At 60.5% G+C, this 1,659-nt stretch carries 1 protein-coding gene; it reads right to left on the bottom strand.

The window, feature by feature from the left end:
* The coding region (locus EOA24_RS37175; protein WP_133374865.1) for an ABC transporter substrate-binding protein at positions 1 to 1,313 on the bottom strand (1,313 nt) is incomplete at its 3' end.
* Positions 1,314 to 1,659: the final 346 nt, after the last annotated feature.

Here is a 1,659-nt window from a genome sequence, read left to right on the forward strand (position 1 = left end):
TTCCAGAAGGTCGAGCCCGGCAGCACCGTGCGCTTCACCTTGATGCCGGCGTCGCGCAGCTGGGCTGCGATCGCGTCGCCGGTGTTCTTGTGCCAGTCCTCGTCGACCGTGATCAGCTCGTGCTCGAAGTCGGCCTGGCCTGCCTCCGCCATCAGGGCCTTGGCCTTGGCGGCGTCGCGCTTGATCTTCGGCAGCTCGAAATATTCCGGATGGATCGGGCTGACGTGATGGTTCTCAGCGGGCGTGCCGGCATTGCCGTAGCCGAGCTGCAGGACGACCGCGTTGTCGACGCCGAGCTGCAGCGCCTGACGAACCTTCTGGTTGTCGTACGGCTTGTGGTTGACATTGGTGCGGCAGACGATGGTCGCAGCCGTCACCACCTCGGATTTCACCAGGTCCATGCCGTCGAGGATCGAGACATAGTCGGCCGAGGTCTCGAAATTGGTGTGCACTTCACCAGCCTCGAAGGCGCTGACCATGGCGCCAGGATCGGTGCCGTAGTCGATGAACTCGATGCCGTCGAGGAACACCTCGCCGTCCCACCACTTGTTGTCTGCGCGGCGCTTGTAGACGACCTTCTGGCCGACGTCGTAGGAAACGAGCTCGAACGGGCCGGTGCCGATCGGGCAGGCTTTGAAATCGCCGCCCTTCTCGTCGAAGCTCTTGTGGACGATCAGGCCCGGATAATCGCACATGTTCGGGATCAGCGCGATGTCCGGCTTGCCGAGTTTCAGCTTGACGGTCATGTCGTCGACCTTGGTCACGGCGCTCTCGTCGAGCTTGTCGTCCTTGACAAGCGTGCCAAGGCGGCCGGGCATCGAGTTGCCTTCGGCCTTCTTGTCGGCCCAGCGCTTGAGATTGAAGATGACATCGTCGGCGGTGAAAGCATCGCCGTTCGACCAGGTCACGCCCTTGCGTACATGCAGCGTGTACTCGGTCGCGTCATCGTTCACGTCCCAGCTTTCCAGGAGATAGGGGCGGAATGTGTACTCGGTGGTGTACTTAACCAGCGGCTCAAGCGCCTGGCGCTCGGCATTGGCGATTTCCGACCAGTCGGCCTTGCGTGGATCCTTCGGATCCTTGACCCACTGCGCGACCTTCAGCGTGCCGCCCTTCTTGCTCTGTACGTCGTCGGCTTTCGCCGGGGTCGGATCGGCCAGACCGATCAGGCCGTAGGCCATCGCCGTGGACGCTCCGAAAACGCTGGCGAGCGCCAGGAATTCGCGACGATCGACCTTTCCCGCCTTGGCTTCTTCGGCCAACGCCAAGATATGATCAGGAACCTGATCACCATTGCTCTTATAGATTGCCATGACTTGCTCCCATTGTTGGCTTTCCGCCTTTTAACATTCCGCATCCGGACCGCGTTGTCAAAAAGACGGTATGGAGGAGGAACATGCCAGGGAATGTGCATCTTTGGCTGCAACCCGGTTCGCGTGATAGCGACAGTCTTGACGCAAATTTGTTATCGCGACGCGGATTCCCTAAAAAATTCCCGCGGGCCATTAAATCAATACATTTTATAAGGATAGCAGCCCCGTACCGGCGGTCGCCCCCGGTTCGCCTTGGCCAATCCGGCCCGGCACAACCTCAATATTCGCGTTCGTAAAAGACGCCGCCCTTGGCCTCGCCGGCGTCATTGGCTTCGCCGCGCAGCTT

Origin of the sequence: Mesorhizobium sp. M2A.F.Ca.ET.039.01.1.1 (genome assembly GCF_003998035.1) — a bacterium.
GTDB lineage: Bacteria > Pseudomonadota > Alphaproteobacteria > Rhizobiales > Rhizobiaceae > Mesorhizobium.